This window comes from Stenotrophomonas sp. ZAC14D2_NAIMI4_6 (assembly GCF_003086875.1).
Classification (GTDB): Bacteria; Pseudomonadota; Gammaproteobacteria; order Xanthomonadales; family Xanthomonadaceae; genus Stenotrophomonas.
Genome location: NZ_CP025996.1, coordinates 1,950,496 through 1,975,415, shown reverse-complemented (window position 1 = coordinate 1,975,415; position 24,920 = coordinate 1,950,496). Strand labels below are relative to the sequence as shown.

At 67.3% G+C, this 24,920-nt stretch carries 17 protein-coding genes; 3 read left to right on the top strand and 14 right to left on the bottom strand.

The features are described from left to right. Window positions 1-99: 99 nt before the first annotated feature. The 6 genes from lysS to C1933_RS09060 form a co-directional block, all read right to left on the bottom strand. The gene (lysS, locus tag C1933_RS09085) at window positions 100-1,611 is read right to left on the bottom strand and encodes a lysine--tRNA ligase (RefSeq protein WP_108752989.1); all 1,512 of its coding nucleotides are present in this window, start codon (window positions 1,609-1,611) and stop codon (window positions 100-102) included. Window positions 1,612-1,943: 332 nt separating this feature from the next. Beyond that, window positions 1,944-3,584, bottom strand: coding sequence for an acetolactate synthase large subunit (locus C1933_RS09080; RefSeq protein ID WP_108752988.1), 1,641 nt, complete (start codon window positions 3,582-3,584; stop codon window positions 1,944-1,946). 63 nt (window positions 3,585-3,647) lie between these two features. After that, window positions 3,648-5,033 carry an NAD-dependent succinate-semialdehyde dehydrogenase gene (locus tag C1933_RS09075; protein ID WP_108752987.1) on the bottom strand — a complete coding sequence of 462 codons (1,386 nt, stop codon included), beginning with the start codon at window positions 5,031-5,033 and terminating at the stop codon, window positions 3,648-3,650. 715 nt (window positions 5,034-5,748) lie between these two features. Further along, complete coding sequence (locus C1933_RS09070) at window positions 5,749-6,531, bottom strand: helix-turn-helix transcriptional regulator (RefSeq protein ID WP_108752986.1); 783 nt, start codon at window positions 6,529-6,531, stop codon at window positions 5,749-5,751. A gap of 45 nt (window positions 6,532-6,576) precedes the next feature. After that, a protein-coding gene (gene prfB / locus C1933_RS09065) for a peptide chain release factor 2 (protein ID WP_108749502.1) occupies window positions 6,577-7,702 on the bottom strand; the annotation gives its coding sequence in 2 pieces (ribosomal slippage) (window positions 6,577-7,626 and window positions 7,628-7,702; 1,125 coding nt in all). A 199-nt stretch (window positions 7,703-7,901) separates the two neighbouring features. After that, window positions 7,902-8,813, bottom strand: coding sequence for a LytTR family DNA-binding domain-containing protein (locus C1933_RS09060; protein WP_108752985.1), 912 nt, complete (start codon window positions 8,811-8,813; stop codon window positions 7,902-7,904). 134 nt (window positions 8,814-8,947) lie between these two features. Between C1933_RS09060 and C1933_RS09055 the strand changes: the two genes are divergently transcribed. Beyond that, window positions 8,948-10,156, top strand: a complete 1,209-nt coding sequence (locus tag C1933_RS09055; protein ID WP_108754793.1) for an acyltransferase family protein — start codon at window positions 8,948-8,950, stop codon at window positions 10,154-10,156. Between the two features lie 9 nt (window positions 10,157-10,165). Then, the gene (locus C1933_RS09050) at window positions 10,166-11,128 is read left to right on the top strand and encodes a phosphatase PAP2 family protein (RefSeq protein ID WP_108752984.1); all 963 of its coding nucleotides are present in this window, start codon (window positions 10,166-10,168) and stop codon (window positions 11,126-11,128) included. Between the two features lie 59 nt (window positions 11,129-11,187). Here C1933_RS09050 and C1933_RS09045 read toward each other — a convergent pair whose 3' ends face one another. Both C1933_RS09045 and recJ read right to left on the bottom strand, forming a co-directional pair. Beyond that, window positions 11,188-14,073 carry a VIT domain-containing protein gene (locus C1933_RS09045; RefSeq protein WP_108752983.1) on the bottom strand — a complete coding sequence of 962 codons (2,886 nt, stop codon included), beginning with the start codon at window positions 14,071-14,073 and terminating at the stop codon, window positions 11,188-11,190. A 170-nt stretch (window positions 14,074-14,243) separates the two neighbouring features. Then, window positions 14,244-16,001, bottom strand: coding sequence for a single-stranded-DNA-specific exonuclease RecJ (gene recJ, locus C1933_RS09040; RefSeq protein ID WP_108754792.1), 1,758 nt, complete (start codon window positions 15,999-16,001; stop codon window positions 14,244-14,246). 145 nt (window positions 16,002-16,146) lie between these two features. On the opposite strand from recJ, the gene C1933_RS09035 reads away from it, so the two are divergent. Continuing rightward, the gene (locus C1933_RS09035; RefSeq protein WP_108752982.1) at window positions 16,147-17,178 is read left to right on the top strand and encodes a DUF1176 domain-containing protein; all 1,032 of its coding nucleotides are present in this window, start codon (window positions 16,147-16,149) and stop codon (window positions 17,176-17,178) included. A 311-nt stretch (window positions 17,179-17,489) separates the two neighbouring features. Here the strand turns inward: C1933_RS09035 and C1933_RS09030 are convergent, their stop codons facing one another. The 6 genes from C1933_RS09030 to dapB all read right to left on the bottom strand — a co-directional run bounded on the left by C1933_RS09030 (window position 17,490) and on the right by dapB (window position 24,855). Then, window positions 17,490-18,407 carry a phosphoglycerate mutase gene (locus C1933_RS09030; RefSeq protein ID WP_108752981.1) on the bottom strand — a complete coding sequence of 306 codons (918 nt, stop codon included), beginning with the start codon at window positions 18,405-18,407 and terminating at the stop codon, window positions 17,490-17,492. Between the two features lie 4 nt (window positions 18,408-18,411). Next, the gene (greA, locus tag C1933_RS09025; RefSeq protein WP_188489793.1) at window positions 18,412-18,876 is read right to left on the bottom strand and encodes a transcription elongation factor GreA; all 465 of its coding nucleotides are present in this window, start codon (window positions 18,874-18,876) and stop codon (window positions 18,412-18,414) included. 8 nt (window positions 18,877-18,884) lie between these two features. Continuing rightward, window positions 18,885-22,127 carry a carbamoyl-phosphate synthase large subunit gene (carB, locus tag C1933_RS09020; RefSeq protein WP_108752980.1) on the bottom strand — a complete coding sequence of 1,081 codons (3,243 nt, stop codon included), beginning with the start codon at window positions 22,125-22,127 and terminating at the stop codon, window positions 18,885-18,887. Between the two features lie 54 nt (window positions 22,128-22,181). Next, window positions 22,182-22,724, bottom strand: coding sequence for a hypothetical protein (locus tag C1933_RS09015; RefSeq protein ID WP_108752979.1), 543 nt, complete (start codon window positions 22,722-22,724; stop codon window positions 22,182-22,184). After that, on the bottom strand, window positions 22,724-23,851 hold the full coding sequence (gene carA / locus C1933_RS09010; RefSeq protein WP_108752978.1) for a glutamine-hydrolyzing carbamoyl-phosphate synthase small subunit: 1,128 nt from the start codon (window positions 23,849-23,851) through the stop codon (window positions 22,724-22,726). The genes C1933_RS09015 and carA overlap by 1 nt, the downstream gene beginning before the upstream one ends. 272 nt (window positions 23,852-24,123) lie before the next feature. Further along, window positions 24,124-24,855, bottom strand: coding sequence for a 4-hydroxy-tetrahydrodipicolinate reductase (gene dapB, locus C1933_RS09005; protein WP_108752977.1), 732 nt, complete (start codon window positions 24,853-24,855; stop codon window positions 24,124-24,126). Window positions 24,856-24,920: the final 65 nt, after the last annotated feature.

The window sequence follows — 24,920 nt, the reverse complement described above, 5'->3', positions numbered from 1 at the left end:
ATGTCAAGGCGGTGCAATCACCATACGCCGTGTGCGGAAAGCGTCAATCGCGCCATCCCATTCCGGGACGGCGCGCACATGCAGAGTGCGAACCCGAGCTTAGTGCTCCGGACGCATGTATGGGAACAGCAGGACGTCACGGATCGAACTGCTGCCGGTCAGCAGCATCACCAGACGGTCCACGCCGATGCCCAGGCCGCCGGTCGGGGCCATACCGTACTCCAGCGCACGGATGTAGTCGGCGTCGTAGTGCATGGCCTCATCGTCGCCACCTTCCTTGGCGGCCACCTGCGCCTGGAAGCGCTGCGCCTGGTCTTCCGGGTCGTTCAACTCGGAGAAGCCGTTGGCCAGCTCCTTGCCGTTGATGAACAGCTCGAAGCGGTCGGTGTAGCCCGGGTCGTTGTCGTTGGCGCGGGCCAGCGGCGAAACCTCCACCGGGTGATCGGTGATGAAGGTCGGCTGGATCAGGGTGTGCTCGACGGTGGCCTCGAAGATTTCCAGCAGCAGCTTGCCCCAGCCGTAAGACGGCTTGACGCGGATCTTCAAGCGCTCGCAATGGCGCAGCAGGGCCTCGCGGTCGGTGCAGTCGGCCGCGGAAATTTCCGGGTTGTGGTGGCGCACCGCCTCGTCCATGCGCCAGCGGCGGAAGGCCGGGCCCAGGTCGATGTTGGCGCCGTCCCATTCCACCGTGGTGCCGCCGTTGACGGTCTGCGCCACATCGCGGATCACGCCCTCGGTCAGGTCCATGATCTCGTTGTACGTGGCATAGGCCTCGTACAGCTCCATCATGGTGAATTCCGGGTTGTGGCGGGTGCTGACGCCTTCGTTGCGGAAGTTGCGGTTGATCTCGTAGACCCGCTCCAGGCCGCCCACGGTCAGGCGCTTGAGGTACAGCTCCGGCGCCACGCGCAGGTACAGGTCCAGGTCCAGCGCGTTGTGGTGGGTGGTGAACGGCTTGGCCGCCGCGCCGCCGGGGATGTAATGCATCATCGGCGTTTCGACTTCCAGGAAGTCGCGGTTGTCCAGCCACGCACGCATGGCACGGATGATCTTCGAGCGCTTGATGAACACCGCGCGCGATTCCGGGGTCACGATCAGGTCGACGTAGCGCTGGCGGTAGCGCTGTTCCACGTCGGAAAGACCGTGCCACTTGTCCGGCAGCGGCCGCAGCGACTTGGTCAGCAGGCGGATCGATTCGGCCTTGACCGACAGTTCGCCGGTCTTGGTGCGGGTCAGGCCGCCTTCCACGGCGATGATGTCGCCCACGTCCCAGCCCTTGAAGGCGGTGTAGGCATCGCCCAGCACGGCGCCCTGCAGGAACAGCTGGATGCGGCCGGATTCGTCCTGGATCTGGGCGAAGCTGGCCTTGCCCATGATGCGCTTGGCCATCAGGCGGCCGGCCATCTTCACCGTGCGGCCGGTGGCTTCCAGCGCCTCGGCGGTCCACTGCTCGGCATCGGCAAATTCTTCCTGCAGGCGCCCGGCGAAGTCCTGGCGACGGAAATCGTTCGGGTACGCGATGCCCTGCCCACGCAGCGCTTTGAGTTTCTCACGGCGCTCGGCGATCAACTTGTTTTCGTCGACGGGGGGGGTATCGGTAGCTTCGCTCATGGATCTGCGGGAATCGTGTAGTGAGGGGGGATGCTGCGCCGGCACAGCCGGTTGCACAGCATACCAAAACCGCCCTGCCCCGGCCCCGGCAGCGCCCCCGCCCTGGTAGTCGCCAACCTTGGTTGGCGTTCCTCGCCCTGGTAGCCGCCAACCTTGGTTGGCGTTCCTCGCCCTGGTAGCCGCCAACCTTGGTTGGCGTTCCTCGCCCTGGTAGCCGCCAACCTTGGTTGGCGTTCTCTGTGTCGACCAAGGTCGACACCTACCAGTCCGCGGGGTCGACACCTACTAGTCCGCGGGGTCGACACCTACCAGATCCCGGGCGCCGGTAATCGTCAACCGTTCCCCGGAAACGCCTGCCGCAGCTCGTCCACCAGCACCCGCTGGTTTTCCGAGTAATCCACCGGCACCGATACCAGATGCACTCCGCCCTCGTTGAAGGCCGCTTCCAGGGTCGGAATGAACTGCTCGATGGCCGTCACCTCGTGGCCCTTGCAGCCATAGGCCTGCGCGTACTTCACGAAATCGGGGTTGCTGAAGGTCATGCCGTAGTCGGTGAAACCATCCACCGCCTGCTTCCAGCGGATCATGCCGTAGGCCCCATCGTTGAGGATCAGCACCACCAGGTTCAGGCCCAGCCGCCGCGCGGTTTCCAGCTCCTGGCTGTTCATCATGAAACCGCCATCGCCACACACCGCCAGCACCCGCCGCTGCGGATACAGGATCGACGCCATGATCGCCGACGGCAGGCCCGCGCCCATGGTCGCCAGCGCATTGTCCAGCAGCAGCGTATTGGCCACCTGGGTGCGGTAATTGCGCGCAAACCAGATCTTGTACATGCCGTTGTCCAGCGCCACGATGCCGTCCGGCGGCATCACCTGGCGCACGTCATGCACCAGCCGCTGCGGGGTGAAGCCCGGCTCCTCGGCACGGTCGGCCAGATGGTCCAGGATGGTCGCGCGCAGCGGCAACAGCGCATCGGCATGTGGCACCTGGCCTTCGATGCGATCAGCCAGCTGGGTCAGCGAGCGGCCGATGTCACCGATCACTTCCACCTGCGGGAAGTACACCTGCTCCACCGCCGCCTGCGAATAGCCGATATGGATGACCGTGGGGCCACCGGGACGCATCACGAACGGCGGCTTCTCGGTCACCTCGTGCCCGATGGTCACGATCACATCGGCCTGGTCGATGGCCATGTGCACGTAGTCGCGCTCGGTCAGCGCGGCCGTGCCCATGTACAGGCCCGAGCCGCCGGCCACCGCGCCCTTGCCCATCTGCGTGGTGAAGAACGGAATGCCCGCACGCAGCACGAAGGCCGACAGTGCCTCGCTGGACTGCGGCCGCGAGGCCGCCGAGGCGATCATCAGCAGCGGCCGCTTCGCCGCGCGGATGAGCTGCGCCGCCCGGTCCAGCGCTTCGGGGCTGGCAATGGGCCGATCCACCGCATGGGTGGGAATGAGCGATACCCCTTCCACCTCGGTGGCGGCGATGTCCTCGGGCAGCTCCAGCAGCACCGGGCCGGGGCGCTCTTCCTGGGCCACCCGGAAGGCCTCGCGCACGATGGTCGGGATCGTACGCGCCGACACGATCTGCCGCGCCAGCTTGGTCAGCGGCTTCATAGTGCTGACGATATCCACGATCTGGAACCGCGCCTGCTTGCTGGCCACGATGCCCTTCTGCCCGGTGATCATGATCACCGGCCATGCGCCCAGCAGCGCGTAGGCGGCGCCAGTGGTGAAGTTCAGCGCGCCCGGCCCCAGCGTGGCCAGGCACACGCCCGGCTTGCCGGTCAGGCGGCCGTAGGTGGCGGCCATGAACACCGCCGCCTGTTCGTGGCGGGTGATGACCAGCTCGATGCTGGAATGGCGCAGCGACTCGACCACGTCGAGGTTTTCTTCGCCGGGAATACCGAAAATACGCTCGACGCCTTCGTTCTCAAGTGCGGCGACAAGCAGATCTGAACCCTTGGACATCGGAATGCCGTCCTTTCGCTGGACTGTGGGGGGAATGGTTGCAGGTGGGGTGGGAGCCGGGTGTCAACGCTTGTCGAACCAGACCGTCTGCGCGTTGACGAATTCACGGATGCCGAAGTGCGAGAGCTCGCGGCCGAAGCCACTCTTCTTCACCCCGCCAATGGGCACGCGCGGGTCGGAGGCCGAGAAGCCGTTGACGAACACGCCACCGGTCTGCAGCCGGCGCGCCAGCTGCATGGCGCGCGCACGGTCGGCGCTCCACAGGTTGCCGCTCAGGCCGAACTCGCTCTGGTTGGCCAGTTCCACCGCATGGTCGGCATCGCGGGCGCGGCTGATCGAAGCCACCGGGCCGAAGGTTTCGGTATCGAAGGCCTGCATGCCGGGCTCGACGTCCACCAGCACCGTCGGCGCGTAGAAGGCACCGGGGCGATCCAATTGATGGCCACCCACCCGCAGCTGGGCACCGGCGTCCACCGACGCCTGCACCTGCGCATGCAGCTGGTCCAGCAGGTCCTGGCGGGCCATCGGGCCAATGCGGTTGCCCGGCTCGCGCCCATCGCCGATGGTCAGCGCCTGCACCTTCTGGCAGAACTGCGCGACGAAGCGGTCGTAGACCGCCTCTTCAACGATGATGCGCTTGCCGGCGATGCAGACCTGCCCGGTGTTCTGGAAGCGCGAAGCCACGGCCGCATCGACTGCAGCGTCCAGATCGGCGTCAGCCAGCACGATGAACGGGTCCGAGCCGCCCAGCTCCAGCACGACCTTCTTCAGCACCTGCCCCGCCTGGGCGGCGATGCTGCGGCCGGCGGCCACGCTGCCGGTCAGGGTGACGGCGGCAATGCGGTCGTCGGCAATCGCGGCACTGGTGCCGTCGCGGCTGATGTTGGCGGCGATGAACGTGCCCTCGGGCAGGCCGGCCTCACGCCAGGCGGCGTCGAGCAGCAGCGCGGTACCGACGATGTTCTCGGCCGGCTTCAGCAGGAAGCCATTGCCGCCCATCAGGATCGGCACCGCCGCGCGCATCACCTGCCAGTACGGGAAATTCCACGGCATGATGCCCAGCACCACGCCCAGCGGAAGGTAGGACACATAGGCCTGGTCGCCCGGCACCTGGGTCGGTTCATCGCGCAGGAACGGCGCGCCGTGGTCGGCGTACCAGTCGCACAGCACGGCGCATTTCTCGATCTCGGCCAGGGCTTCGGCCTGCACCTTGCCCATTTCGGCGGTGGCCAGCGCGGCCAGGGGTTCGCGGTCACGGCGCAGCACCGCGGCCATGCCGCGCAGGACGCCCGCGCGCTGTTCCAGGGTGTAGCCGCTCCAGGCGGCGAAGCCGGCCTGGCCGCGCTGCAGGATCGTTTCCAGTTCGGCGGCGCTGGCGAACGGGTGCTCGGCGATCACCTGGCCGGTGGCCGGGTCGCGGGAGGTGGCGGTGGTGGGGGCAGCGGACATGCAGGTCTCCTGTTGTCTCGACAGCGGGCGGGCAGCCCGTGTCCTGCACAGGAATGTGGACCTGTTCGAGGGCAGCAACAAGGCGCCTGCTTATCCTGTGACCTGCACTTACCTGTATAGGGGGGGTACGGCAGGGCTTGCAGCCCTGCACCTGCTGTAGAGTCGAGCCATGCTCGACTGAAGCAACAGCAACAGCGGGCATTCCGTGGGTTGGCGGGGCGGTGTCGGATTGCGGGGACGCCGCAAGTACGTCCCTGTAGGCTTGGCAGCCGCATCCATGTGGCTGACACCCCGCAATCCGACACCGCCCCACCTTCGACAGGTTCACGCGATCTGTCGGAACGGCATGGGGTCGGATCCCGTTGCTGCGCAACGGGCTCTGACCCCGGATCGATTTCTATGTTTGACAGATTCATCCACGCATGGCGCTCTGATCCGGTAGGTGTCGACCTTGGTCGACACGGATGAATCCATTCGATACCTGACAGATGTGTCGACCAAGGTCGACACCTACCAACAGCCGCGTGAACCTGTCGAAGGTGGGGCAGTGTCGGATTGCGGGGTGTCAGCCGCATGGATGCGGCTGCCAAGCCTACAAGGACGTACTTGCGGCGTCCCCGCAATCCGACACCGCCCCGCCCAACCACGGAAACCCGCTCTGGCTTTTGACGTTGATCGCAGCAGGTGCAGGGCTGCAAGCCCTGCCGAACACCCCCTACTTCCGCGGCAGGTAGGTCACCAGCGAAAGGTCATGCCGGCTCTCCGGCACCAGCGCCACGTACTGCAGGTCCAGCAACCCATGCACGGGGTGGTTCAGCTTCTTCGCACCCTCGTCGAAGCGACGTACATCGTGCTCCGGCCACCACAGCCGGAACTCCTCGCTGTGTGCAGCAAGGTCCTCGACCAGTGCCAGGAACGGCGCCTTGTCCGGCGCCTGCGCCATTGCTGCACGAAACCCGGCCAGCAGGCCACGGGTCATTTCTTCCCAGTTGAGAATCAACGTGCGGTACGGCGCGTACAGGAACATCAGCCGCAGCGTGTTGCGCTCGTGTGGCGGAAACTGGCTGTAATCCACGAACAGCTCGGCGATGGCCGGGTTCCAGGCCAGTATGTCGAAGCGCGTATTGCGCACGTAGGCCGGGATCGGCTGCATCGCCTCCACCAGCTGGCGCAGGCCGTCGGTCACGCTTTCGTCCGGCGATTCCAGTGGCACGCCATAGCCGGACAGCGCAAAGGCGTAGGCGCGCTCGTCGTCGCTCAGGCGCAGCACCTTGGCCAGGCGCTCCAGCACTTCCGGCGAGGCCCGCACTTCGCGGCCCTGTTCGATCCAGGTGTACCAGCTCACGCTGACCCCGATGGCCAGCGCCACTTCCTCGCGTTTCAGCCCCGGGGTACGCCGGCGCCCGGCCGGCAGGCCGAGCGTGGCGGGGTCGACACGGGCGCGGCAGGCTTTCAGGAAGCCGCCCAGTTCCTTGCGTTCACCTTCGCTGCGCATCATCGCCCCCCGTTGCAGGAGACGATGATATCCGCGCAGGCGCGCCGATCAGGCATCGATGCGCTTGGAACCCACGGCCAGACCGGCCTTCAGGCTGGCCTCGACGAACTCGTCCAGGTCGCCGTCCAGCACCTTCTGCGTGTCCGAACGTTCAATACCGGTGCGCAGGTCCTTGATACGGCTCTGGTCGAGCACGTAGTTGCGGATCTGACTGCCCCAACCGATGTCGGACTTGGTGGCTTCCACCGCATCCTTTTCGGCGTTGCGCTTCTGGATCTCCAGCTCATACAGCTTGGCGGCCAGCATCTTCATCGCGTTGTCGCGGTTCTGGTGCTGGCTGCGGCCGGTCTGGCAGGCCACAACGATGTTGGTCGGGATGTGGGTGATACGCACCGCCGACTCGGTCTTGTTCACGTGCTGGCCACCGGCACCGGACGAACGGTACACGTCGGTACGCAGATCGGCCGGGTTGATGGTGATATCGATGTTGTCATCGATTTCCGGCGACACGAACACCGAGGTGAAGCTGGTGTGGCGGCGGTTGTCCGAATCGAACGGCGACTTGCGCACCAAACGGTGCACGCCGGTCTCGGTCTTCAGCCAGCCATAGGCGTAATCGCCTTCCACGCGCAGGGTGGCCGACTTGATGCCCGCGACGTCGCCGCCGGACACTTCCATCAGCTCGGTCTTCCAACCGCGCGATTCACACCAGCGCAGGTACATGCGCAGCAGGATTTCGGCCCAGTCCTGGGCTTCGGTGCCACCGGCACCGGCCTGGATGTCGACGAAGGCCGCCGCATTGTCCATCTCGCCGGAGAACATGCGCTGGAATTCCAGCTTCTCCACGTGCGCCTGGTGCTTGTCCAGATCGGCGACCACGGCCAGGGCGGTGTCTTCGTCCTGTTCGGACTCAGCCAGTTCCAGCAGCTCGGTCGCGTCGGTCAGGCCGTCCAGCACCGAGGCGATGCCGCCCACGGTCTTTTCCAGACTGGAGCGCTCGCGGCCCAGATTCTGCGCGTACTCGGCGTTGTTCCAGACGTCGGGGCTTTCCAGCTCCCGCGTTACTTCTTCAAGACGCTCTTTCTTGGCGTCGTAGTCAAAGATACCCCCTGAGCGACACCACACGATCGGTCAGATCGGCGATGCGCTGGCGGACAGGATTCAGTTCGATCATGTCGGCGGTTATGCACTAAATAGATGACTGCATATGATACCGCAGCCCGCGGTTCCCAGCATGAGGCCCGCTCCCCCGCCCGCTCGCGCCGACGGCGACGCCGACCCGGGTCTTGGTAGAGTCGACTGTCAGTCGACTGCTCTCCGTTCAGGTTGTGAAGGAGCCCGCGCTGCGCGCGATAGTCGACTGACAGTCGACTCTACCCCCCGTGCGAAGCGCCCAGCGCCTGCCGCAGCAGCGGCAACTGCCGCCGGCTGCACGGCACCCCGGCCCCGTCGGCCATGTGCAGCAGGGCCTCGCCACCCTCCAGCGGCTCGATCGAGCGCAGCTGGTCGCGGTGGATCAGCCAGCTTCGGTGCGGCCGCAGGAACACGGCCGGGTCCAGCCGCTGCTCCAGCGCCGCCATGGTGATCCTCAGCGGGTAGTCATGCCCGCGCACGCGCAGGTTCACATAGTTGCCGGCCGCCTGGGCGTATTCCACATCGGCCGTGGCCACCAGGAATTCCTTGCCCAGCTTGCGCACCAGGAAGTGCTGCGGGCGCTCGACCGGCTCCACCGGCGGGCCTTCGTCGGGCGGCGCCAGCAGGTGCGCCTCGCCCTGCCGCTGGCGGCCGAACCAGGCCACGGCATGCACGGCGATCACCAGCAGGCTGTAGGTCTGCACGTCCTTGAAGAACTCGTAGAACCACTGTGCCGGCCAGTCGCCATAGACGTAGCGCTGGCCTGCCAGGGCGAAGGCCACCTTGCGCAGCAGCACCATCGCGCTGACATGCAGCAGCCACCAGGCGATGCCGCCCAGCACATAGAAGCCGATCCGGCGCCGCCAGGTATCGGCATGCAGCGGCCACCGGCGGGCCGCCGCCTGCAGCAGCATCAGCAGCCCCAGGGTTGCCAGCGCGCTGCTGAACTCCTCGATGGAGGTGCCCAGCCCGGCAAAAGGCTGCGCGTCACGCACCGCCCGCATCCACTGCGCCAGAACGTTGCCCGCGGCGGTACACAGGAACAGCAGCGACCAGAACATCACGTCCTTGCCGGGTCTATACGCCACCTGGGCGGTTGCAGCGGCACGTGCCGCCGGATCTCCATTTTCCATGCCGCCATTGTTGCCCATCCGCTCCCGCGCGCATCGGCCATTGGTCCCTGCAGCCCCGCCATTGGGCCCAGAACGCCCGCCACTGCGCCCTTTCAGCTGGTGCGGTGATGGTCAGCGGGCCAAGGTGCAGCATCCCCCTGATGCCCATCGCCATGCACCGACGCCACGATCTGGACACCCTGCGCATCGCCGCCTTCGCCCTGCTGATCCTCTACCACGCCGCCATGGCCTACGTGGCCGGCTGGGATTTCCACCTGAAGAGCGCCTACACCGCGCAGTGGCTGCAATGGCCGATGATCGCCCTCAATCGCTGGCGGATGCCGCTGCTGTTTGCCATCAGCGGCATCGCCCTGGGCCTGTCCCTGCCCGACCGGGGTCGCCTGCCGCATACCCTGCGCCGCTGCTGGCGCCTGCTGCTGCCGCTGCTGTTCGGCATCGTGGCGCTGGTCTCGCTGCAGGCGTACTGCGAGGCGCTGGACAAGGGCGACGTGGCGCCGGGGCTGGGACGGTTCCTGTGGCGCTACTGGCAGTTCCGGCCATGGCCGGGCGCGCACTTCACCGGTTCCCAGTACGGCTTCACCTGGAACCACCTGTGGTATCTGGCCTACCTGCTGCCCTACACCGTGCTGGCCGTGGTGCTGGCCAGCCTGCTGCGGCCGGTGGCCAAAGCGGTGCCGACCCTGAAAGTGGGTGACCGTCTGTTGGGGGCCGCGCTGCTGGTGCTCCCCGTGGCCTGGCTGGCCTGGGCGCTGCTGGTGCTGATGCCGCGTTGGCCGCCAACCCATGCGTTGCTGGACGACGTCTACGTGCACGCCGAGTCGCTGCCGCTGTTCCTGGGCGGCTTCCTGGCCGCGCGCTGGCAGCGCGGCTGGGACCTGCTGGTGCGCGGCCGGCGGCTGACCCTTGGCCTGGCCGTGCTCGGGCTGTGCTTGGAGTTGGGGATCCGCGCGCTGGCCCGACTGCCGGACGTGGGCAACGTTGATCCGTGGATTCTGGCGCTGCCATGGGCGCAGACCGAACGCGTCGGTCGGGCGCTCTACACCTGGTGCATGCTGCTGGCGCTGTTCGGCTGGGCCCGGGTGCTGTTGGCGCGCCCGTGGCCGGGCCAGGCCTATTGCCGCGAGGCGGTGTTCAGCTGGTACATCCTGCACCAGACCGTGTTGATCGTGCTGCTGTATGCGCTGCGACCGCTGCAGCTGGGCCCGTGGCTGGAACCGGCGCTGCTGGTGGCCGGCACCGTGGGTGGCTGCCTGTTGATCCACGAACTGTTGATCCGCCGCGTGCGTTGGCTGCGCCCCCTGTTCGGACTGCGCGCCCATCCGCTATCGTCGACCGCTGCACGCGTCGTACCGGCGCATTGAGGACAACGGATGTTCCAGACGCAATGGCACCTGTGGTTGCAGCAGACCTTCGACGCCAGCTGGATGTTGGCAGTGATGCAGTTCATCAGCCTGCTCGGCTACGAGCTGGGCTATACCGCGCTGATCCTGGTGTGCGCGTTCGGCGCGCGACTGCGCGCGGGCCTGTGCGTGATGCTGGCGGTGCTGCTGATGGCCTGCGCCACGCATGCGATCAAGCAGAGCGCCGCCCTGCCCCGTCCCTCCGACGTGGATGCGGCGGTACTGGACAAGGGCGAGCCTTCGCATCCGTTCGTGGTCGATGGCGGTGGCCGCACGTTCTGGTCGCTGCCCGATGCGCAGGCCACGGCGATGCTGCGCGCGCAGCCGCACGCCGACTATGGTTTCAACAGCGGCCACGTGGGCATCACCACCGCCGCCTGCGTCAGCCTGCTGCTGGCATTCGGCATTCGCCGGCGCTGGCTGCGTTGGGTGCTGGTGCTGGGTTGGCCGTTGTTGATGGCCATTTCGCGCATGTACCTGGGCCGGCACTTCCTGGCCGACGTGGTGGCCGGGTGGCTGATCGGGATCGGCGTGGCCGTGCTCGCCTGGCAGCTGATGCCAGGGCTGCGCGGGGCGCGGCGCTGGCAGCTGCCCGTACTGCTGGGCTTGGGCGTGGCGCTGGCAGGGGCTTCGTTGTGGACGCACCTGGTGCCGCTGGGCGAAGCCGCACGCCTGCTGGCACTCGCTCTGCTGGTGGCGTGGCTGCAATGGCGCGGCTGGCCGGTGGATCCGCAAGGCATCGTGCAACGCGTGCTGCGGGTCCTGGGTGTGGTGGTGATCTACCTGTTGGCGCGACCGTTGATTGAATGGCTGGCGTACCGCCTTCCGTTGCCCGACGCGCCGATTACCGAAGTGTTCTGGCATACCGTTGGCACGCTGTTGATCCTCGGCGGTGGCGTGGCGCTGGCGCGGTGGATTCCGCGCCAGCGGTAGATCCACGCCGTGCGTGGATGCGTGGCAGTGGGCTTTCTGCAGCCACGCATGGCGTGGCTCTACTGCACTTCGAATTCGCCTACCAGGATGGTCTCCGAGCGGTCCTTCAGGCGCAGCGTGACCCTCTGGTCCTTTTGCTGCGGCGTGCCCCAATGGGTGGTCAGGCGCAGCATCAGCGTGGTGGCGCCGGTCACCAGTTGCTGGCGACTGCCGAAGTAGTTGGCTTCCACCTTGTATTTCCCGGGCTTGGCGTTGCGCAGCGAGAATTGCTCGGGGCCGTATCCGCCGGTGAAGTCCTGCGACATCTGCCCGCCCTGCCAGGTCAGGCGGTTGCCGTAGTAGGCGCGCTCGCCGTTGGGGTCGGTCACCCACAGGTCCATGTCGCTGTTGTCGGCATCCCAGGCCAGCACCACGCGCAGGTCCAGCGGCATGGCCTGCAACAGGCGCGGATCGATGGCACGGGTATCCAGCGCCGGGCGGCTGCGGGCCACCAGGTTGGTCAGTTCGTCCAGTGCGATCAGGGCAACACCATTGAAACGGCTGTCCCAGCGGCGCACCACCACCTGGTACAGCGAGTCCAGTGCCTGCTGCGGCTTGCCGGCCGCTGCCAGAGCAAGGCCAAGATCGCGGAAGCTCTGCGGCTCTTCCTGGCCCATCGCCAGCACCTGCTCGAACACCGGCACGGCCAGCGCGGGGGCATCGGCCTGCATCAGTCGATAGCCGAGCACGCGCAGCAGGTGCCGATTGTCCAGCTCCATCTCGGCCAGGTTGGACAGCACACGCAGCGCCAGTTCGCGCTGACCCTGCTCCAGCAGCAGGTCGGCCACGTCGAGGAAGAACGCACTGCTGTCGGCGTGGGCATCGCGTTCGGCCAGGTAGCGGTCGTACAGCTGCGCGGGCGGGCCCTGGCGCAGGCGACGAGCCATCTCTGAATCAGGCTGCCAGGCCGCCAACCGGATGCCGAGCTGGCCATCGTTGGCCGGCGCGGCGGCATCCCCGGCATCAGCGGCCGCCACGGCCATCGCGTCCAGCGTCATTGCCTCGGCGGCCGGTGCCTGCCTGCGGGCCCGGGCCGGTGCCATCGGCGCCGGGGGCGGCGGAGGCGCTGCCGGTGCCGGTGCAGCCAGCAGGGCCATCGGCGCACTGGCCACGGCCTCGTTCTGCGCGATTTCCTTGGCATTGCCCGCAGTGGGCGGCGCGGTCTTCGGCCAACGGCGGTTCCACCACTGCTGGCGCTCCTTCCACTGCGCGGCCACCGCATCCAAGCGGCGGCGGTCCTCGGCCTGGCGATCTACCACCTGCTTTGCAAAACGGGCGTCATAGCCGGCACGCAGCGCGCCCGACGGACGGATGGCGTAGCGCAGGTAGTCGTCCAGCGTCTCCAGCACGATCAGCGAGGTGTCCGGCCCGACCAGGCCAAACTGCTGCGACAGGCGCTGCATCGCTTCGCGGTTGCTGCGCCGGTCCAGCGCCAGCTGCTGCAGCTGCGCTTGTGCCCACAGTCCCGCGAGCAGCGCGCCGTCATCACTGCGCGTGCTGGCCGGCAGAGCCTGCCAGTCACTGCCGGCAACGCGCACCCGCATCGGTACACCGTCGGCGGCCAGGCGTGCATGCAGCCACAACCAGCCCTGCGCTTCGCTGCGGCGATCGATCACCACGTCCTGCACGCCGCGCCCGGCATCGATCTGCACATCCAGCGGAGCCGACAGCAGTTCGCGCGCGGCTGCGTCCACGTCCGTTCCCAGCGCGACGAAACGCCCGGCATGGGCTGCGCTCCAACCGCGCAGGCGCGGGCTGTCGGTGCGGGCACCCGCGCTGCTGATCGAGAACAAACGCTGGCCCTCGGCCAATGCCGGCAGGGCCTCGGGCCCATAGGTCAGCAGGCCGTCACTGACCAGCAGGTATTCCTGCACGCCCGGCTGCGGCCGCCACTGAGCCAACGCACTGGCGCCGTCGGGCCGCACCGCCTGCAACGCCTGGCGCAGCGCACTCCAATCGCCCTTGCGGATACGGAAGTGGCGTTCGGGCTCGGGGCGGTCGCGCAGCACCGTCAGCACCACCGTGCCGTCGCCCATGGCGGCGAAGTAGCGGTCCAGCAGCGCGAACTCACGCGTGCGGTCACGCTGGCCCGCCGAACCCGAGCCATCCCAGAGCAGGCCGATCTCGCGCGGCAGCGTGCGCGGCGTGGTGCTTGTAGCCACCGGCAGCTGTGCCAGCAGGTAATGGCCGTCCTGCCAGTTGGCCACCTGCACCTGCGCACGGCGCGCCGCAGGCAGCGTCCACTGCAGCTGCGCCGGCAACTGCGCGCCGCGCCCCTGCCAATGCAGCTGACCCGCATCGATACGGAACGGTGCCGTGCCCACCGTCGCTTGGCCCGGCGCCTGCAGTTTCAGCTCAACCGATGCCGCACCCGCGGCGAACTGCAGTGGCAGCGCCCATTGCCAGCCGTTGCCGGCGTAAGCCAGCGGCTCGCGCACGACCAGCTGCACGCGGCGGCTGCCGCCGGCTGGCAGCGGATAGATGCGCAGGCGGAACTGGTTGCCGGCGGTCTGCTCCAGCAGGCCGGGGTCCACACCGCGCCGGGCGATATCTTCGAACACCTGGCGCCCCCGATCCTTGGGCACCGGCACCGCCTCGCGCAGTTCGCCATCGATGTCCAGCGCAAAGCCGCTGATCTGCTGGCCATCGGCCAAGGGGAACTGCAGCTCGCCTTCCAGCACGCGACGGTTCGGGTTGTGGAATTCCAGGGTGATGCGGGTCTGCGCGATACCGGCCTGCACTTCGCCTTCGATGCGCGCCTGGCGCAGCTGGATCGGCTGTTCGGCGGCTGGAGCAACCAACAGCGGAGTGCTGGGCTGAGGGCGCGCAATGCCGGGGGACTGCGCGTCTGCGGACCAGGCCGCCAGCACCAGCAGGATGAAGGGGACGCAGCGGGCAAGTGGCATGGCACGGCTCCAGTGGGATCGTGCAGGGTTCAACGCACCACCACGGCAGGTGGGGTTAGCGGTCGACCGTCGATGCATCCCGCCGGGCATGGCCCGGCGCTACCGCAGCGTGCGGCGCCCCTGGTAGCGCCGGGCCATGCCCGGCGGGCGCGAAGCGTGGCGCTCCGCCATCAGGCGGGCAGGCAATGCTCCACGATCAGCTGGATCGCGGTGCCGCCGCGGTAGTCATCGCAGGCCAGGCGGTAGGCCAGGTGCACATGGCGACCCGGCGCGTTGCCGTGCCAGCCGCCGAAATGGATGGCGTTGATCGTGCCGGGCAGCCCGGGCAGGCGCAGCTCGAGCTTCAGATGCCGCTCTTTCAGCACGCGCCAGTTTGCCACTTCGAAGTGGCCGTCGAACAGCGGCTCGGGAAAGCCCTGCCCCCAGGGCCCGGCCAGGCGCAGCGCATCGGCATGGCGGTGATCGAGTTCGTCCGCGGACAGTTCACCATCGCTGAGCACCTGCTGCTGCAGCGCGGCCGGATCCAGCAGTTCCTGCACGATGGCGACGAAGGCGGCCTCGAACGCGGGCAGGTGCTGCAGGCGCATGCTCAGGCCAGCGGCCATGGCGTGGCCACCGAAGCGCTCCACCAGCTCGGGATGGCGTGCATCGACCAGCGCCAGCGCGTCACGGATATGCAGGCCGGGGATGGAGCGCGCCGAACCGCGCAGGGTGTCCGCGCCTGGTTCGGCCGGTGCAAATGCAATCACCGGACGATGCAGGCGGTCCTTCATTTTCGACGCCACCAGGCCGACCACGCCGGGGTGCCACTCGGCGTCGAACAGGCATGCCGCGACCGGGCGCTGGCCCTGCTCGTGCAGCACCACGCGCGACAGCGCCTGCTCGGCGTCATCGGTCATCGACTGCTGCACCGCGCGCCGCTCGGCATTGATCTGTTCCAGGGTCTGGGCAATGTCGCGCGCCTGCCGCGGATCTTCGGTGAGCAGCAGTTCGATGCCCAAGCCCATGTCTTCCAGGCGACCGGCCGCATTGAGGCGCGGGCCCAACGCGAAGCCGATATCGGTGGAGGTCAGGCGTGCGGCGTCGCGTCCGCTGGCTTCGATCAGCGCCTTCAGGCCTACGCAACCCTGCCCGGCCCGCAGCCGGCGCAGGCCGGCGCTGACCAGCGCACGATTGTTGGCATCCAGTGCGACCAGATCGGCCACGGTGCCCACAGCCACTAGGTCCAGCAGCGTGGTCAGGTCCGGGCCCTTGCCATCGGCGAACACGCCGGCCTCGCGCATGCAGCGGCGCAGCGCCATCAGCACATAGAAGATGACGCCGACACCGGCCAGCGATTTGCTGGGGAAATCATCGCCCTGCAGGTTCGGATCGACGATGACATCGGCCGGCGGCAGCTGCGGGCCGGGCAGATGGTGGTCGGTGACCAGCACCTGCCAGCCGCGCGCCTTGGCGGCGTTGACACCGGCATGGCAGGCAATGCCGTGGTCCACGGTCACCAGCAGGTCCGGCTGCAGCGCCGCCAGTTCATCCACCAGCGACGGCGACAGGCCGTAACCATGCACCATGCGGTTGGGCACCGCGTGGAAGACGTGCTGCGCGCCCAGCATGCGCAGGCCGCGCACACCCACGGCGCAGGCGGTTGCCCCATCGCAGTCGAAATCGCCGACGACCAGGATGCGCTTGTCGTTGGCGATGGCATCGACCAGCAGGGCCACGGCCGCATCGATGCCGGTCAGCAGCTCGGGCGCATGCAGGTTGCCCAGTCGCGGCAGCGCCAGTTCCGGCGTGGTCGCGCCACGGCTGGCATACAGGCGGGCCAGCAGCGGCAGCGTATCGTCGGGCCACGCACCGGGCTGCACCGGCTCGCGGCGGCGGATCAGCGGGGTATCGGACACGGGCAGCGCAGCATCGGCGGCAAGGGACATCGGCATCGCCGGGTTGCAGAAGACGTCACCATGATAACGCGGGGTCAGAGCCCTCTGCAGGCAGAGGGCTCTGACCCCGTCGGAAGCATTTGGAATCGACCGCCATTTATTTCATGCTTATCGGCCCCGAAATGGATTTCTCTTCATGCGCCACACTTTGCTCCTGGCCCTCGCCCTCGCCCCGGCCGCCCACGCCGCCACGCCCGAGCCGAAGGCCGGCGTGTCGTTCGACCACAACGACTGGTCACTGGCCTGCGACAACACCCGCACCTGTCGCGCCGCCGGCTACAGCCCGGAAGAGCCCGGCAACCTGCTCAGCCTGATGCTGGAACGTGCGGGCGGCCCCGGTGCGCCGGTAGTGGCGCGCCTGCGCAATGGCGAGGACGGCGAAAGCCCCATGCCGACCGGCGCGCTGCGCCTGCGCCTGAATGGCAAGGACCTGGGCCCGGTGCGCGACACCGGTGATGGAGAGAAGATCCTGCTGCAGCAGGCCCAGACCGATGCGCTGGTCGCCGCCCTGCCCCGCCAGGCGCGCATCGAGATCGTCGATGGCAAGGGCAAGGCCTGGCCGATTTCCGACAGCGGCGCCACCGCGGTACTGCTGAAGATGGACGAGGCGCAGGGCCGGCTGGGCACGCCCGGCGCGCTGGTGCGTCGCGGTGACAAGGCCGAGGCCAGCGTGCCGGCCGCGCTGCCGATGCCGGTGGTGGTGCACGGCAAGCTGGCGCCGGCGCGCAGTGGCGATGCGGCGCTGGCCAAAGCCCCGGCGCTGCGCAAGGCGCTGCAGGCCAGCCTGCCGAACGCGGACGAATGCCGCCGCGTGAGCGAAGGCGAGCAGGACGAGATCGATATCGTGCGGCTGGACGGTTCGCATGTGCTGGCCAGCACCAGCTGCTTCATGGGCGCCTACAACTTCAGCAGCGGCTACTGGGTGGTGCAGGACAAGGCACCGTACCAGGCGCGCTTTGTCACCTCCGATGCAGAGGATTTCGACACCGACGACATGACCCTGCGCGGGCGGTTCCGTGGTCGCGGCATCGGCGATTGCTTCTCCGGCCACGATTGGGTGTGGGATGGCCAGCGTTTCGTGAAGACCAGCGCGTTCACCACCGGCCAGTGCCGTGGTGTAGCCGGTGGGCATTGGACGCTGCCGACGATCGTCAGCACGGTGAAGTGAGGCCGGCAGGGCGGCGCCCTGCCCGCCCTCTGTAGAGTCGAGCCATGCTCGACTGATCCCAACGTGCCAACCAAGGTTGGAACCTACCGGGGCGTGGCGTGCCAACCAAGGTTGGCACCTACCGGGGCGTGGCGTGCCAACCAAGGTTGGCACCTACCGGGGCGTGGCGTGCCAACCAAGGTTGGCACCTACCGGGGGCGTGGCGTGCCAACCAAGGTTGGCACCTACCGGAGCGTGGCGTGCCAACCAAGGTTGGCACGTACCGCATCAGGGGTCAGAGCCCGTTGCGCAGCAACGGGATCCGACCCCGCTCAGTCGTGCAGCTGGCGGGGTTTCTTCCAGAACTGCCAGCGCTGGCCGCGGTCGAGGCGGAACTGCAGGCCGTCTTCGAAATCCAGTACCAGCTGCTGCAGTTCGCTGCGACGCAGTGCCGCCAGCAGCGGAACAATCGCTTCGTTGCCCAGCTGCTGCAGCGAACGCAGTTGCCGCAGGTCCACCAAGGCATCCACGGCCTGCTCGCCGTCCACCGCCACACCGGCGGCCTGGGCCAGCCCCTGCAGCAGGGCGTCGCGACTGCGTACCTGCACGTGCTGGGTAGTCACCGACACCGGCATCACCCCGCCACCCCAGAACCACAGCGAGTTGATCGGCTGCTGACCCTGCGCGGCACGCTGCTGGTTCCAGGAATGGTTGTGCAGCAGCACCTGCGCCTCGGTCATCAGGGCGCGCCAGCGGCGACCGGCCGGCCCTTCGGGCAGGTGCGAGAACAGATCGTCGCCCAGCACATCGTCGGGACTGTCGAAGTCGGGCAGTTCAATGTCGATGGGCAGACGCAGGTACCAGCGCGCCGGGTCCGGCGCATCCAGCACGAAACCGGCATCGGCAAACAGCGGCTGCAGTACCGGCAGCAAGGCCAGGCTGTCGGCCAGCGTGGGCCGCAGTGTTTCGCCGTGCCCCATCATGCGCGCACCGTGCATGTCCGGCACCATGCAGGCCGGATCGGCGCGCAGCCAGCACGCACCGGCGGCATCGCCAACATCGCGCTGGCGGGTCAGTGCGGCCACCGGCCAGTGCGGCGCGGCCACGCTGAAATGGCGTTGCAGCTGGGCGCGTTCGCCCGCATCCAGCTGCACAGTGGTGGCGCGGCCCAGGGCGCGCGCCACCTCGTCAGGCAATGCAGCCGCCGCAAAGCGGCTGCGCGCCGGCAACAACAGGGTCGCCGTTGCCACCCGGTCAGTCCAGATAGCTGACGCTGACGATTTCGTACTCGCGCTGGCCGGCCGGGGCGTCGATCACGATCGAATCGCCTTCCAGCTTGCCGATCATCGCGCGGGCCACCGGCGAGGAAATGGCGATCAGGCCCAGCTTGATGTCCGCCTCCAGGTCACCAACGATCTGGTACTTCTTCTCTTCGTCGGTTTCCACGTCGGCCAGGGTCACGCTGGCGCCGAACACCACCTTCGAACCGGCGTTGAGCTTGCTCACGTCGATGATCTCGGCGTGCGACAGCTCACCTTCCAGCTGCTTGATGCGGCCTTCGATGAAGCCCTGTTCCTCGCGCGCGGCGTGGTACTCGGCGTTTTCCTTCAGGTCGCCGTGCTCACGCGCCTCGGCAATCGCAGCGATGACCTTCGGGCGCTTGACCGACTTCAGGTGGTCCAGTTCGTCGCGCAGCTTCTGCGCGCCCTTCATGGTGATGGGGGCTCTCATGCATTCAACTCCTTGTGCAGTTCCTGCAGCGACCAGACGGGGCCGGTGCCACGGAATTCCAGTGAATCCACCAGCGCCTTGGCGCCGGCAATGGTGGTCGAGTAGGTGACGCGGTGCTGCAGCGCCTCGCGACGGATCGAGAACGAGTCGTTGATCGCCGCACGGCCTTCGGTCGTGTTGACGATGTAGACGATCTCGCCGTTTTTGATCGAATCGACGATGTGCGGACGACCTTCCACCACCTTGTTGATGATTTCGCAGTCCATGCCGTGCTGCTGCAGCCACGCGGCGGTGCCACGGGTGGCCACCAGGCTGTAGCCACGCGCCAGCAGGGCCTTGGCCACCGGCAGCACGCGCTTCTTGTCCGGGTCACGCACCGAAACGAAGGCCTTGCCGATCGGCGGGGCCTTGATGCTGCCCGCCTCCTGCGCACGCGCGAAGGCGGCGTTGAAGGTGCGGCCCACGCCCATCACTTCACCGGTGGAGCGCATTTCCGGCCCCAGGATGGGATCGACGCCCTGGAACTTGGCGAACGGGAAGATCGCTTCCTTCACCGAGTAGTAGTCCGGCACGATCTCCTTGGTGGCGCCCTGCTCCTGCAGGGTCTTGCCGGCCATGCAGCGCGCGGCGATCTTGGCCAGCGCCATGCCGGTGGCCTTGGACACGAACGGCACGGTACGCGAGGCGCGCGGGTTCACTTCCAGCAGGTAGATGGTGTCATCACCGTCTTCGCTGGTCTGGATCGCGAACTGGGTGTTCATCAGGCCGACCACGTTCAGGGCCTTGGCCAGCTCCACCACCTGGCGGCGCAGCTCGGCCTGGGTCTTGGCCGACAGCGAGTACGGCGGCAGCGAGCAGGACGAGTCACCGGAGTGCACGCCGGCTTCTTCGATGTGCTCCATCACGCCGCCGATCAGGACGTTGCCATCCTTGTCGGCAATGATGTCCACGTCGCATTCCACGGCGTTGTCCAGGAAGCGGTCCAGCAGCACCGGCGAATCGTTGGACACCTTCACCGCGTCGCGCACGTAGCGGGCCAGGTCGGATTCGCCGTAGACGATTTCCATCGCGCGGCCGCCCAGCACGTAGCTCGGGCGCACCACCAGCGGGTAGCCGATCTCGCGGGCCAGCAGCAGGGCTTCCTGGTCGTTGCGGGCGATGCGGTTCGGCGGCTGCTTCAGGCCCAGCTTGTCCACCAGCTGCTGGAAGCGCTCGCGGTCTTCGGCCAGGTCGATCGAGTCCGGGCTGGTGCCGATCACCGGCACGCCGTTGGCTTCCAGCGCGCGCGCCAGCTTCAGCGGGGTCTGGCCGCCGTACTGCACGATCACGCCCTTGGGCTGTTCCAGCTCGACGATTTCCAGCACGTCTTCCAAGGTCAGCGGTTCGAAGTACAGGCGGTCGGAGGTGTCGTAGTCGGTCGACACGGTTTCCGGGTTGCAGTTGACCATGATGGTTTCATAGCCATCCTCGCGCAGCGCCAGTGCCGCGTGCACGCAGCAGTAGTCGAACTCGATGCCCTGGCCGATGCGGTTCGGGCCACCGCCCAGGATCATGATCTTGTCGCGGTTGGTCGGCGCGGCCTCGCACTCGTCCTCGTAGGTCGAGTACAGGTAGGCGGTGCCGGTGGAGAATTCACCGGCACAGGAGTCCACGCGCTTGTAGACCGGGCGCACCTTGTGCGCGCGACGCAGCGCGCGGATGGCCGCTTCGTTGGTACCGGTCAGCTGGGCCAGGCGCGCATCGGAGAAACCGGCACGCTTGAGCTTGCGCAGGCGCGCGGCGTCCAGCGCGTCGATGCCACCGGCAGCCACTTCGCCTTCGGCGGCGATGATCTCTTCGATCTGGTCCAGGAACCAATGGTCGATGAAGGACAGCGCGTAGATGTCTTCCACGCTCATGCCGGCGCGGAACGCATCGGCCACGTAGAACAGACGCTCCGGGCCCGGCGCCTTCAGCTCGCGGCGCAGGGTCTGCAGGTCATCTTCGCTGGTCAGGTCCAGCCCGGTCGGGTCGAAGCCGACCTTGCCGGTTTCCAGCCCACGCAGGGCCTTCTGCACCGATTCCTGGAAGGTGCGGCCCATGGCCATCACTTCACCGACCGACTTCATCTGGGTGGTCAGGCGCGCATCGGCCGCCGGGAACTTCTCGAAAGCGAAGCGCGGAATCTTGGTGACCACGTAGTCGATGGACGGCTCGAACGAGGCCGGGGTCAGGCCGCCGGTGATTTCGTTCTTCAGTTCGTCCAGGGTGTAACCCACGGCCAGCTTGGCGGCGACCTTGGCGATCGGGAAGCCGGTTGCCTTCGAGGCCAGCGCCGAGGAACGCGACACGCGCGGGTTCATTTCGATCACGACCACGCGGCCGGTCTTCGGGTTGATGCCGAACTGCACGTTCGAGCCACCGGTGTCCACGCCGATCTTGCGCAGCACGGCGATGGAGGCATCGCGCAGGCGCTGGTATTCCTTGTCGGTCAGGGTCTGTGCCGGGGCCACGGTGATCGAGTCACCGGTGTGCACGCCCATCGGGTCCAGGTTTTCGATCGAGCAGACGATGATGCAGTTGTCCGCGGTATCGCGGACCACTTCCATTTCGAATTCCTTCCAGCCCAGCACCGATTCTTCCACCAGCACTTCGGTGGTCGGCGACAGTTCCAGGCCACGGCTGACGATATCGACCAGTTCTTCGCGGTTGTAGGCGATGCCGCCACCGCTGCCGCCCAGGGTGAAGCTGGGGCGGATGATGGTCGGGTAGCCGACGCGGGTCTGGATCTCCAGCGCTTCGTCCAGGGTGTGGGCGACGGCTGCGGTCGGGCACTCCAGGCCGATCTCACCCATGGCCACGCGGAACAGCTCGCGGTCTTCGGCCATGCGGATCGCTTCGCGCTTGGCACCGATCAGTTCGACGTTGTACTTCTCCAGCACGCCGTTGTCGGCCAGGTCCAGCGCGCAGTTCAGCGCGGTCTGGCCACCCATGGTCGGCAGCAGCGCATCGGGCTTTTCCTTGGCGATGATCTTCTCGACCGTCTGCCAGTTGATCGGCTCGATGTAGACGGCGTCGGCCATCTCCGGGTCGGTCATGATGGTGGCCGGGTTGCTGTTGACCAGCACCACGCGGTAACCCTCGTCACGCAGGGCTTTGCAGGCCTGGGCGCCGGAATAGTCGAACTCACAGGCCTGGCCGATGACGATCGGGCCAGCACCGATGATGAGAATGGTCTTGAGGTCAGTGCGCTTGGGCATTTTCTTCTCTAAGTCAGTACAGCGTGACAAGGGGGAGTGATCGCACGCTGTCGATCAGGAAATTTCTTCGGGGTTCAGCGCAATCCGGCACTGGTCCTGCAGTCCTCGGGCCAGTTGCTCCGGCAGGTCACCGGGCATGGCCATTCGGCCAAAACTGGCCAGCAGGCGTCTGTACGCCGCACTGGCCATGAAGGCCTCGAAATCGGTCTGGTACGTTTCGCTGTTCACGTCGACGGGTTCAACGTCTGTCTCGGTCAACACGCCTTCAAGGGCCAGATAGCCTTTTCCAGACGGCGTTTCCAGGAAACGCGCCCATTCGGCTACGACACTGTCGCCATCGTCGCCAAGATGGTTGATCACCGATTGCCTGGCGTTGCCGAGCACGACCGCCTGCATGGCGCTGTGCGCGCACTGGCGATCGCTCTGCGGCAAACCATTCAGCGATGGCACTTCCGCCACCATCGCCTCCACCGCGGAAACCCACATCGATTCCTTGCCCAACGTCCGCAGCACATCCGCCACGGCGGCGTCAGTCGCCGGCGCCGCCGAAGCGATACCGGCAACGCACAGCAGCGGCAGCAGTGCGGCGTTGCGCATCAGGCCTTGGCCTCTTCCATCAGGGCCACGAAACGGTCGAACAGCGGGCCCACGTCGGTCGGGCCCGGCGAGGCTTCCGGATGGCCCTGGAACGAGAACGCCGGCACGTCGGTGCGGGCCACGCCCTGGTTGGTGCCGTCGAACAGCGAACGATGGGTCACCCGCAGGGTGGCCGGCAGGGTCGCTTCATCGATGGCGAAACCGTGGTTCTGCGAGGTGATCATCACCCGGCCGTTGTCCAGGTCCTGCACCGGGTGGTTGGCGCCGTGGTGGCCGTGGCCCATCTTCATGGTCTTCGCACCCGAGGCCAGGCCCAGCAGCTGGTGGCCCAGGCAGATGCCGAAGGTCGGGATCTTCACGTCGATGAAGGTCTTGATCGCTTCGATGGCGTAGTCGCACGGTTCCGGGTCACCCGGGCCGTTGGACAGGAACACGCCATCCGGCTTCAGCGCCAGCACGTCGGCCGCCGGGGTCTGCGCCGGCACCACGGTCACTTCGCAGCCGCGCTCGGCCAGCATGCGCAGGATGTTGGTCTTCACGCCGAAGTCGTAGGCCACGACCTTGAACCGGGCCGGCACGCTGACGAACGCGTTGGCGTCCAGGTCCAGCTGGCCTTCGGTCCAGGTGTAGGTCTTTTCGGTGGTGACCACCTTGGCCAGGTCCATGCCCTTCAGGCCCGGGAACTTGCGGGCGGCTTCCAGTGCCTTTTCCACGTCGATGTCACCGGCCATCAGCGCACCGTTCTGTGCGCCCTTCTCGCGCAGGATGCGGGTCAGCTTGCGGGTGTCGATGCCGGCGATGGCGACCACGCCGCGCTGGATCAGCCAGTCCTGCAGCGACACCTGGCTGCGCCAGTTGCTGGGACGGCGCGGCACGTCGCGCACGATCAGGCCGGCCGACCACACCTTGGACGCTTCATTGTCCTGGTCGGTCATGCCGGTGTTACCGATATGCGGATAGGTCAACGTGACCATCTGCCGGGCGTAGGACGGATCGGTCAGCACTTCCTGATAGCCGGTCATGGCGGTGTTGAACACCACTTCACCGACGGACAGGCCGGGCGCGCCTACGGATTCGCCCTCGAATACGGTGCCGTCTTCGAGGACGAGGATTGCGGCTTGGGTCACGGAATTCTCACTTTGGCTACCGAAGGGGGGCCGAAGTCACGCCTGCGCTTCACGGAAATCCGGTTGCAAAAAAGCGCGGACGTACGGTCTGGGACCGGTCCGGCTTTCGTGATTCGGCGAGTGCGAATTGTAGCGCCGCCGGGCCGCTGGCGCCAGCGCTTATATCGCTTTATGAACAGGCGATTGCGTATTCATTTCAATCCGGCGCCGTATGTGGGCCGGAGACGGGGTCGGATCCCTTTCCGCTGGAAAGGAATCCGACCCCGCGCGGTTCAGGCCCGCGGGGCGTCCAGCAGGTCGCGCACGCGGTAGCTGCCCGGCGCCCGGCCCTGCAGCTGACGGGCGGCAAACAGCGCGCCGCGGGCGAAGATGTCGCGGTTGGTGGCACGGTGCACCAGCTCGATACGCTCGCCCAGGCCGGTGAACTGCACCAGGTGCTCGCCGACGATATCGCCGGCCCGCAGGCTGGCGTAGTGCGGCTCCGCCCCGCCCCGCTGCGCGGCCGCACCCAGGGTCAGCGCCGTGCCCGACGGCGCATCCTTCTTCTGCGTGTGGTGCGATTCAATGATGTCGCAGTCCCAGCCGGCCAGCGCCTGCCCTGCCCGCTCCACCAGCTCGTCCAGCACTGCCACGCCCAGGCTGAAGTTGGAGGCCCAGACCAGTGGAATCTGGATGGCCGCAGCGTCAAGCGCCTGCCGCTGCGCGCTGGAAATGCCGGTGGTGCCCGACACCAGCCCGGCCCCGCGCTGCACGCACAGCGCCAGCATGGCGTCGAAGCCTTCCGGCAGGCTGAAATCAATGGCCACATCGAAGGCAGGCGCACCTGCCAGCTCACTGGCGGCGAAGAACGGCACGCCATCCACCACCCGCTGCGCCGGTGCGCGACCGGTGACGGCGGCAACGATCTGCAGCGTTTCAGGATGTTCGGCGGCCAAGCGCAACAAGGCCTGGCCCATGCGCCCGGAAGCGCCATGGATGAGCAATCGCAAGGGGGTCTGGTTCATGCAGGAAGGCTAGCGGCAGCGCCCCGACCCGTCCAGTAGATCCACGCCACGCGTGGATGCATTTC

Excerpts from the sequence above, each read along its gene's own strand:
- C1933_RS09070 (WP_108752986.1), bottom strand. The coding sequence starts at position 6,531 with ATGATGCGCAGCGAAGGTGAACGCAAGGAACTGGGCGGCTTCCTGAAA.
- C1933_RS09055 (WP_108754793.1), top strand. The coding sequence starts at position 8,948 with ATGCACCGACGCCACGATCTGGACACCCTGCGCATCGCCGCCTTCGCC.
- carB (WP_108752980.1), bottom strand. The coding sequence starts at position 22,127 with ATGCCCAAGCGCACTGACCTCAAGACCATTCTCATCATCGGTGCTGGC.
- C1933_RS09050 (WP_108752984.1), top strand. The coding sequence starts at position 10,166 with ATGTTCCAGACGCAATGGCACCTGTGGTTGCAGCAGACCTTCGACGCC.
- C1933_RS09015 (WP_108752979.1), bottom strand. The coding sequence starts at position 22,724 with ATGCGCAACGCCGCACTGCTGCCGCTGCTGTGCGTTGCCGGTATCGCT.
- recJ (WP_108754792.1), bottom strand. The coding sequence starts at position 16,001 with ATGTCCCTTGCCGCCGATGCTGCGCTGCCCGTGTCCGATACCCCGCTG.
- C1933_RS09045 (WP_108752983.1), bottom strand. The coding sequence starts at position 14,073 with ATGCCACTTGCCCGCTGCGTCCCCTTCATCCTGCTGGTGCTGGCGGCC.
- C1933_RS09060 (WP_108752985.1), bottom strand. The coding sequence starts at position 8,813 with ATGGGCAACAATGGCGGCATGGAAAATGGAGATCCGGCGGCACGTGCC.
- C1933_RS09075 (WP_108752987.1), bottom strand. The coding sequence starts at position 5,033 with ATGTCCGCTGCCCCCACCACCGCCACCTCCCGCGACCCGGCCACCGGC.
- dapB (WP_108752977.1), bottom strand. The coding sequence starts at position 24,855 with ATGAACCAGACCCCCTTGCGATTGCTCATCCATGGCGCTTCCGGGCGC.
- C1933_RS09080 (WP_108752988.1), bottom strand. The coding sequence starts at position 3,584 with ATGTCCAAGGGTTCAGATCTGCTTGTCGCCGCACTTGAGAACGAAGGC.
- lysS (WP_108752989.1), bottom strand. The coding sequence starts at position 1,611 with ATGAGCGAAGCTACCGATACCCCCCCCGTCGACGAAAACAAGTTGATC.
- C1933_RS09035 (WP_108752982.1), top strand. The coding sequence starts at position 16,147 with ATGCGCCACACTTTGCTCCTGGCCCTCGCCCTCGCCCCGGCCGCCCAC.